Source organism: Riemerella columbina DSM 16469 (genome assembly GCF_000374405.1).
Taxonomy (GTDB): Bacteria; Bacteroidota; Bacteroidia; order Flavobacteriales; family Weeksellaceae; genus Riemerella; species Riemerella columbina.
This window is the reverse complement of sequence record NZ_KB894253.1, coordinates 1-8,467: the sequence shown is the minus strand read 5'-3', so window position 1 is coordinate 8,467 and position 8,467 is coordinate 1. Positions and strand designations below refer to the sequence as shown.

The 8,467-nt window shown below is 33.8% G+C and carries 9 protein-coding genes and 1 pseudogene; all 10 read right to left on the bottom strand.

Translation table 11 applies throughout. The features are described from left to right. Positions 1-178, bottom strand: a pseudogene (locus tag C237_RS15220) (IS256 family transposase); the annotation flags it as partial. A gap of 138 nt (positions 179-316) precedes the next feature. After that, positions 317-730, bottom strand: coding sequence for a hypothetical protein (locus C237_RS0109195; RefSeq protein WP_156809743.1), 414 nt, complete (start codon positions 728-730; stop codon positions 317-319). A 10-nt stretch (positions 731-740) separates the two neighbouring features. Continuing rightward, on the bottom strand, positions 741-1,649 hold the full coding sequence (locus C237_RS15010) for an RHS repeat-associated core domain-containing protein (protein ID WP_281166431.1): 909 nt from the start codon (positions 1,647-1,649) through the stop codon (positions 741-743). 127 nt (positions 1,650-1,776) lie between these two features. After that, on the bottom strand, positions 1,777-1,974 hold the full coding sequence (locus C237_RS0109185) for a hypothetical protein (RefSeq protein WP_018676205.1): 198 nt from the start codon (positions 1,972-1,974) through the stop codon (positions 1,777-1,779). After that, a complete protein-coding gene (locus tag C237_RS15215) occupies positions 1,974-2,873 on the bottom strand; it encodes an RHS repeat-associated core domain-containing protein (protein WP_425413730.1) in 900 nt (299 codons plus the stop codon). Before C237_RS15215 ends, C237_RS0109185 begins: the two co-directional genes overlap by 1 nt. Before the next feature lie 1,961 nt (positions 2,874-4,834). After that, positions 4,835-5,080: a hypothetical protein gene (locus tag C237_RS0109170; RefSeq protein WP_018676202.1), complete on the bottom strand. Its 246-nt coding sequence runs from the start codon at positions 5,078-5,080 to the stop codon at positions 4,835-4,837. Between the two features lie 6 nt (positions 5,081-5,086). Continuing rightward, complete coding sequence (locus tag C237_RS15000; protein ID WP_018676201.1) at positions 5,087-6,244, bottom strand: RHS repeat domain-containing protein; 1,158 nt, start codon at positions 6,242-6,244, stop codon at positions 5,087-5,089. 173 nt (positions 6,245-6,417) lie between these two features. Then, complete coding sequence (locus C237_RS0109160; RefSeq protein ID WP_018676200.1) at positions 6,418-6,837, bottom strand: hypothetical protein; 420 nt, start codon at positions 6,835-6,837, stop codon at positions 6,418-6,420. After that, the gene (locus C237_RS0109155; RefSeq protein WP_018676199.1) at positions 6,824-7,243 is read right to left on the bottom strand and encodes a hypothetical protein; all 420 of its coding nucleotides are present in this window, start codon (positions 7,241-7,243) and stop codon (positions 6,824-6,826) included. Before C237_RS0109155 ends, C237_RS0109160 begins: the two co-directional genes overlap by 14 nt. 12 nt (positions 7,244-7,255) lie before the next feature. After that, on the bottom strand, positions 7,256-8,467 hold a 1,212-nt coding region (locus tag C237_RS14995; RefSeq protein ID WP_245539715.1), incomplete at its 5' end, for an RHS repeat domain-containing protein.

Sequence of the window (8,467 nt, the reverse complement as noted above, 5' to 3'; positions counted from 1 at the left end):
AGTTACCATCTTTGGTTTTCTCGTGTTTTTCATTGTCTAAATGAGCGTCAAGTTCTGCCGAAAGCATATGCTCTATGGCTTTCTTGTGTAGTTCTTTGAAGAAAGAGTTTAGGTCTTCTCCATTCTTGAAGGACTTGTAAAATTCCTTACTGTTTAAAAGTTCATTCTTGTCAATCATATCTAAATCATGTTTAAAATTGCAAATTAAGTTAAAAAGAGGTTTTGAAAACTAGTTTTCAAAACCTCTTTTTAACTTACACAGTTTATGAGATACTACCCAAGTAAAAATAAAACTCTGATGCAAGACCTTGATATACTACTTAAAATTTATATACGGTTTTTCTTCATCATTTCCTATCCATACTGTAGACCTTACATCTAATTTATAGTTTTTACTTTTACTTATCTTTTCATTGTTTAAATCCGTTATAATACTATTTTTGATTTTATAAACAAACATACTATCTTCACATATAGCCTCTTTTATTTTAAGACTAACTATATACTCCACTCCATCATGAACTTTACGACTATGAGTAAGTTCTATTTTATTATTGTCTAAAAATAAAAAATATTTATTTCTATTTTCATTTATTTCAAATATGGTTTTCAGTATGACTTCACAATTATCATCTGTTTTTGAATGATTGAATAAAAGTTCTTGTTGTTTTATAATTGGGGCTTTTTTAAAATTACACCCTATCGATGTAATACTTACAAACAAAATCATAATAAAATATCTAATCTTCATTTCTCTTATAATGTTTGATATTATTTTCAACATGCTCTTTGAACTTTGGTGTTGTATACTTAAAAAGAGGTCTTTGTTTTTGATTTTCATAAATTGTGCTATGCTTTGCATTTGGTAAGCCTAAGTGTCCCTTCGAACTTCCTTCATGGCTTAAAACACTAATAAAATTATATTTATCATTCAGAAAACTATCCGCTATACGGTTTTTATAAATATCAATGGTAACCTTATTCTCACTTGTATGCATCATTGGAATTTCTCCTTTTTCAGTGATTCCCCAAAACACCCCATCATTAAAACCAAGTTTATTTCCAGAGAGTGCTAATCCTACGCCTGTAACATTATTAAACGCTCCCACAGAAAAGTTACCGTTATGCAGTTTCTTAATATCTACATCCGCATATTTAGCATAGTGCTTTGCTATATTATTTAATAAGGTAAAATCCTTTACAGTATTAAATTTATAATCCTTCAACTGTACTTGATTTATTCCTTTTTCTATTCCATATTTGGTTCCCAAAAGACTATTTGATATACTTTGAAAAACATTTGAATTATCTCTAATATACGGTACATGAATGATAATATTATTTGTTTTTCTATTATCTGTGTATAAAAACTTTCCATTATGATCGAAATGATCATCTGGAGGCATTGCTGCTTTTCCATCAGGATCTATCAACATCACAGGATTATTATTTGTATAAGTATATGGCGAAGTAAAAGGATATTTCTCTGCCAATGGGTCTACATTTAAAAATATAGACACTCTTGGGTCGTAGTACCTTGCTCCGTAATAATACAATCCTGTTTCTTGGTCTAATTCTTTACCGTTAAAGAGGTACGGCATATTGGTTTCTGTTGTATGCTCATCAAATAAGACCTCACCAAAGGCGATGTACTCTGTGTGCTGACTAATGTTACCGTCTTTGTATAAACCAATATTTAAAAGAACCTCTATGCTAGATAACCATATCCCTCAATATTCTAAATAATCTACATCACTAACTTTGATACACGACCGGTTATGCTAACAATCTAAATACTGAAATAATCGCAGACAAAATACATAAAGCCATTCCTAAATAAGCTTGAAAAATTCTTACTTGATCCGTAGCAATATACTCTTTATCTTTCATATATTTCTTTTTATCTTTTATATAAAGAAATAATACTACACCTACTAGCATACTCATTAATAATTGTGTCAAATTACCGTCCATTATAATTCATTTTTTTGTAAAGTTCTTGTTCCTGTTTCTTTTATAATTTCTTTATTTACTTTATTCATTTCATCTAATACTCTTTTTGTTTCGGTTTTAACTGATGGTGTTGGTCCTGGGATAGTTGCATCGACAGTTTTGTCTATAATAATACTCATTATCTCATTTCCTATCATATTTCCTGTTGCATTATTAGAATAATCACCCGTGATAAGTTCAACCCCAACTTCAATTAAAACCCCTGCTGTAGATGTTGCTTTACCTACACCTGCAGTTCCTAGCCCTGGCGCTGCCCCTACTCCTGCTACTGATGACCCCATTGCTGCTATAACTAAGCCTCCTACAACCATATCATCACCTGTTTTCTGCATTATTTTGGCATTTCTAATTATTTCCCTTTTATTATTTTTAACCCAAGTCTGTGTATTCTTTGCAACTCGTATTGTTTCTTGTTTTACATTATTATAAGCCGTACTAACCTTATTTTCAATATTATTTAGTTTTCGCTTAATATGATTTACTCTACTATCTAGTTGTTGCTTTATATATACTCTTGCATCAAATTGTACTTGCTTTCCATTAGGGTCTATAAATCTAATTGGATTTTGATAAGTATAAGAATAGGTAGCAAAGTTCATTGGGTTGTAGATACCACCGTTATGTTGTCCGTCTATGTAATGCTCCGTTTCCATTATTGGATTGTACCCACTTAATGGGTCTGTACCAAGCCACAAACTTACTCTCGCATCATAATACCTTGCTCCGTAATAATACAATCCTGTTTCTTGGTCTAGTTCCTTACCATTAAACAAGTAAGGCATATTAACCTCTGTTGTATGTTCATCAAATAGAACTTCTCCAAAGGCTATGTATTCTGTATGTTGTGAGATTTTGCCCATTCTGTCTGTTATGTAACTACTACTGCCCAAATGGTCTGGGTGGTAATAGTAAAGGTTCTTTTCTTCCACACCATTATCCTTAAAACCAAAGCCGCCTTTTACATTATCGGGTTTTACTGGATCGCCGTATTGCACTGGTGGTCCTGGTACATCGCCTGGCTCGTTAAACTTTGGTGGGCGTGGCCAACCCTCTGGTGGCTCTTGGTCTTGGGATATATCACTCCAACTGATAGAAGGATAATCTTTACCTGTCCATTCTGGGCTGGCATAGATACCTTGNTGGGTTGGCGGACCTGGTGGGACATTTAGACCACGCACATACGCATCTATGGCTTCCTGCATTTTTGCAGACTGCTTAATATAATCTATACCGCCAGCCGTTAANCCACTTGGCTGTTGGAAAGTGCCCTCGCCTAACTTGGAAACAATACGGCTCGTTCCCTCAAAATAATGTTTGGTAAACCGTCCTTTGTTCACCACAAAATAAGGGTTTACATAAGTGGTGTAGTTTTCGGTATGGGCTATTACCGCTGAGGTCTGTCCATTGGTTAGCACAGATTGGCTCTCGGCACTACTTTTTACCGCTCGTTCGCCTGTATGATCGTAAGTGTAAAGGTGGAGTTTGCCGTTGTCGTTAATTCCTTGTAATCGGTTTTCCTCGTCCCATACCATTAGCCTAAAATCCTTAAAACCTTGGTAGGCAATCGGGTTACCGTTGCCGTCGTATTCGTAAGCTCTTGGCTTTGGTGTGGTGGTGTCTTTTAGGATACTTAGGGCGTGGGGGTGTTTAGGGTTGTCATAAGTATAATCTAAGGTGTAACTCTTATCTTTTCCGTTTTGTTTATGCGTTAGGGCTTTTTGTACAATACCATTCAGTTTATTGTACTGCATACTGAGGGTATAGTCCGCTTGACTTTGGTCGCCTGTGAAAGTTCCCTCTGCCTTTACCAATCTATTTAATTCATCATAAGAGTAATTATATGATGAAGCACCACCTAACGCATTAGCTCCTACAGATACGCTATTCGCAACCTTAAGGATATTGCCTACACGGTCGTAAGTGTATTGGTTGTTTTGGAAAGCCTGCTGGTGGCTTTGGGCTTGGAGCGTTGCCAATCTTCGCATTACAGGGTCATAAGTGTAGCGGGTTTCGGTGTTGTACCGATATACTCCTTTTTCTTATGTTATTTCAAAATTCTACTGCTCTACTGCCATATTGACAGCCTATTTTTTTTGCGTATCGCTTCGAGGTAGGTTCGAGATGTGTTCGAGAGAACTCCGAGAGGGATACTTATATCCCTTCTTCTTTTTCTGTCATATTGTCCGAAAAATCATACGCTCTAATTGTGATTTTATCGCCCGACAACTCTGCATTGTTAGAGGTGGTTGTATAAACCCAATATAAACCTTCTTCTTCTGCTTCNCCCTCTTCTACTAAGGTACTGTCTGAATTTTCTATTCTTACAGTTACTTTTTTTACTTTAAAATCATCAAAAGCCTTGATTTTAATAGGCTCCCCTTTTTTNCCTGTATAATGAGAAAGGTCTATTTCTTCTATATGAGGGGCTTTTAAAAAGTCTGCTATTGCAACATTATTAATGCTTAAACCTTTGTTCTTGGCTTCTTCTTCATACAATTTTTGCAAATCTGGCTTTTGAGAAATTGATTTTGTATATAATACTGCCTCTTGGAATCTGACCCTTTGTTCTTTCTGCTTGTCTGTTACCTTATTACTTTTTTTGGGTACTTTTGAAACTATGGTTTTACCATTTCTTTGGCTAAATACCAATAAGTCTCCTACTTTGCCACTTAACCCGTGCGTAATTACATTATTCTTACTTTTTGCCATGATTTATTTGTTTTAATATTAAACTTCGCTAAAATATTTATTTTTTTTGAGGTATGCAAGAGGGTATGGTGTTTTTTTACATTACTAACTTTGATATACTATCATATCAACTTTATACTTTATCGATATACAACCCTATTCTTTCACAATATCGGATCAAGTCTTTAACTTCATTCCCTATGATACTTTTTATTACGGGATTTTTAATCATCCTATTTAATTCATATCCTACAGACAACAAAAGCTCTGTAGAGGTAAAAGAACTTTGTCTTAGATTTTTAATCTTCTCTATTTCAAAATCCATATTATTGATGGACAAAATTTCAATTATAGTGTCAATTTTTCTTAAATAATCCATAATGAGCTATTTTAGTGTGCTAAATGTTTCTAACTTCACAGAGTTTGGAGGTGTTACAACTTCTATCCCTCCTCCAGCACCAACAGGACTCCCTGGTGCTGCTGGTGCTGGCCTAGTAATAAAGTTATGTCCTGATTTTAAAGTTCCTATTTCAATAAAATCTGCATTTTTTATATTTTCTACAGGAATTCCATATTTTTTCGCATAAGCATTAATATCCTTTAAAGGATTTTCTAGAGACCAAAATTGAGCTTCAGCTGCTTGACTTTTTCCTAAAGTTCCAACTCTATACAATTTAGCTCCAGAAGAAACTCTAAGTCTTGCTGACATTGCAGAGGTTGAATTTGATTGGTAAGCATTACCATAAGGAGTTGAAACAAACAATCTTCCAAAAAGTTTTGACACTCCATAAAATAACCCTGAAACAGTTAAATCTCTTGTAGCATTAGCTCCTTCTTTTTCATATTTCTTAGCAACATATTCATTTCCCTTGTTCCTCCAATGTGACTGCATCTCCATACTATGAACCATACTCCCAGTACTATAAGTAACTGCTGCTCTACTTCCCCAGCCCCCCGTGAATAAAATATCTGCAATACCTAAAGAAGCTATAACTATTGGTTTCGATAACTCTGTATACTGACTAGCCACCTCTCTACTAGTTGTAGGATTATCTCCAAATATATTATAAGTCAGAACCTGCTTACCATTTGGATCAATCCATTTTATAGGATTTTGATAAGTATAAGAGTAAGTAGCAAAGTTCATTGGGTTGTAGATACCCCCATTATGCTGACCATCTATATAATGTTCCGTTTCCATTATTGGGTTGTACCCACTTAATGGGTCTGTACCAAGCCAAATACTTGTTTTTGCATCATAATACCTTGCACCATAATAGTATAGTCCCGTTTCACTATCTAACTCCTTTCCATTAAATAGGTACGGCATATTGTTTTCAGTTGTGTGTTCATCAAATAGCACCTCACCAAAGACTATGTATTCTGTATGCTGGCTTATTTTTCCAGTTCTGTCTGTTATATATGATGAACTTCCCAAATGGTCTGGATGATAAAAATACAAATTTTTCTCTTCTACGCCGTTGTCTTTAAACCCAAAGCCACCTTTTACATTATCAGGCTTTACTGGGTCGCCGTATTGCACTGGTGGTCCTGGTACATCGCCTGGGTCGTTAAAATTTGGTGGGCGTGGCCAACCCTCTGGTGGCTCTTGGTCTTGGCTGATAATTTTAATGTACGCTACGCTTTTTATATTTTATAATAAAAATAGTAATATTTTTTTTCATAATTTAAGCCTTATACTTAACTAAATCGCAATCAATCTACGGAACTCACAAGATAAAGTGAAAAAATAAAATTAGCAATTATAAATAATACAAAAAATAAAATTATGAAACTTTTACTTTTATGATTATTTTGCTTTACCCGATCAAAATATTCAATATATTTAATAGCTTTATTATTATAGTCGATAGTATAAAAATTAAAACCTAAAATCAAAATGAGTATTAATATTATAACTGGGTTATCCATTGATAAAACAGGTTTTATTTTTATGAAAAAAGAATAATATCCGATAACTGATAAGATACTCCATATTTGAAGAGCCATAAAAACTATACTCGATTTAAATAATAAAAACGAAGGGGTTTCTTCAAAGAATTTTGCAGTATATTCTATAGATTTATATAAATAAAAATAATAATAAGCTTTCTTCATTACATTATCTAAAAGCATCCCAATTTATTTTACTCATTAAGTAAATTGAAAATATTAAATTAAAAAATACAAAAAAAATAAAAATAAATACAATCCATCCACCTAGTGTATTTTGTTTTTTTGATAACCTATCAAAACTAACTAATATATTTTTCCATTGATTTTTACTATGAAATATATAATAATTAAATACCTCAACTATTATTGATATAATGATAATATCTATATTGTTATCACTCAAATGTATATATGGATTAATAAATATTTTATAATAAATAAACAAAGAAGCTATAATAAAGTATATTAAAACACTCAATCCTAAACTTGCTTTCCACTCAGTCCAAAAACTACCTCCAAATAATTCTGATGTATATTCCACAGATTTATATATTTTATAATAAAAATAATAATAAGCTTTCTTCATAATTGTCTAGTATTAATATGCACCTCTAGCATCGTTATATAAATTAAAATTAGGTATAACTTTTTGATTTTCTTCAATCATTCTTGTTTGATCTTGTAAAGCTCCTGGGTGTTCGGAGTCCCCTATCCATCCTCCTGGATAAAATGAATCAACACCAAAATATATAGTGGAAACTGCAGCACCTGGTATCCCTCCGAAATACCCCCATAAACCAAATCCCAAATTCGAACCTGCTTTTGCTGGATGCAATGAATTTTTTGAATCAGGATTGTCATAGTAGTTAATAGTAGCTTTTATATCAAAAAGAACACCAAATGCTAACCCTCCTGCACCTAGGACTTTCCCAACTTTACTAAACTTTGATATTGGTTTTGTAGCATTATTTATTGGGTCATTTTTAAATAAATTATAGTTTCTACCTTTTAGCGTATAATTACCCTGAGTTCCCTTTCTCACACCATCAGAATACATTTGCATTGAATTTATATCACCCTTTAGAGAGGATGCAGCACTTGCAATACCTAAAGCCCAATTCCCTTTGCCTGATGGATCGTACCAATTTCTCTCGAGTTTCTTCGTTAAAACAACCTCATCTATAATTGAAACATTTTTGTTATCATAACTAGCCCAGCCACCATTTCTTCTGATCCATATACCATCTTTATCAGCCCAAATGTAACCTATTTTATATTTTTCACCATTCTTTGGTGGATCTTCTGCCTCCATCCCTGTTGGATCAATCAACATCACAGGATTATTATTCGTATAAGCATACGGTTGCATTGTTTTTTCTACTAACGGGTCTACATTTAACCACAAACTTACCCTTGCATCATAATACCTTGCTCCATAGTAATACAATCCCGTTTCGCTATCTAATTCCTTTCCATTAAATAGGTAAGGCATATTGGTTTCAGTCGTATGCTCATCAAATAATACCTCGCCAAAGGCTATATACTCGGTATGCTGGCTTATTTTTCCAGTTCTGTCTGTTATATATGATGAACTTCCTAAGTGGTCAGGGTGGTAGAAATATAAATTCTTTTCTTCTACACCATTATCCTTAAAACCAAAGCCGCCTTTTACATTATCAGGTTTTATTGGATCGCCAAACTGCACTGGCGGTCCTGGTACATCGCCTGGGTCGTTAAACTTTGGTGGGCGTGGCCAACCCTCTGGTGGCTCTTGGTCTTGGGATATATCACTCCAACTGATAGAAGGATA

Coding starts and splice junctions, on each gene's coding strand:
- C237_RS0109195 (WP_156809743.1), bottom strand. CDS start 730: ATGATTTTGTTTGTAAGTATTACATCGATAGGGTGTAATTTTAAAAAA.
- C237_RS0109185 (WP_018676205.1), bottom strand. CDS start 1,974: ATGGACGGTAATTTGACACAATTATTAATGAGTATGCTAGTAGGTGTA.
- C237_RS15215 (WP_425413730.1), bottom strand. CDS start 2,873: ATGGGCAAAATCTCACAACATACAGAATACATAGCCTTTGGAGAAGTT.
- C237_RS0109170 (WP_018676202.1), bottom strand. CDS start 5,080: ATGGATTATTTAAGAAAAATTGACACTATAATTGAAATTTTGTCCATC.
- C237_RS0109160 (WP_018676200.1), bottom strand. CDS start 6,837: ATGCTTTTAGATAATGTAATGAAGAAAGCTTATTATTATTTTTATTTA.
- C237_RS0109155 (WP_018676199.1), bottom strand. CDS start 7,243: ATGAAGAAAGCTTATTATTATTTTTATTATAAAATATATAAATCTGTG.